Annotated in this window: 1 protein-coding gene; it reads right to left on the bottom strand. The window is 50.9% G+C overall.

Annotation, left to right across the window (positions count from 1 at the left end; translation table 11 throughout):
- Positions 1–218 (bottom strand): hypothetical protein (locus FRY97_RS23075; RefSeq protein WP_211356981.1); only part of this gene is annotated, 218 nt, incomplete at both ends.

Below are 218 nucleotides of genomic sequence, written 5' to 3'. Positions count from 1 at the left end.
ATATTGCTGTAAATCGCGGACAGCTCTTTTGCATACAGATGGGGGGCTCCGCCCCTTTCAGCAGCCTCCTGAAACACATCAATGGCACGCTTGTAATAAACTAAAGCCGAATCAGGCTGAAACCCACTGTGACGGTATACTGCAGCCAAGTCGTTGTACAACCGGCCGAGTATTTCTTTGTCCTCCCCGCCCTTTAGCATGGCCTTGCTTTCGATCAG

This window comes from Phaeodactylibacter luteus (assembly GCF_007993045.1).
GTDB classification, from domain to species: Bacteria; Bacteroidota; Bacteroidia; order Chitinophagales; family Saprospiraceae; genus Phaeodactylibacter; species Phaeodactylibacter luteus.
The sequence above is the reverse complement of the archived record's forward strand: the minus strand, read 5'-3'. Positions and strand labels throughout refer to the sequence as shown.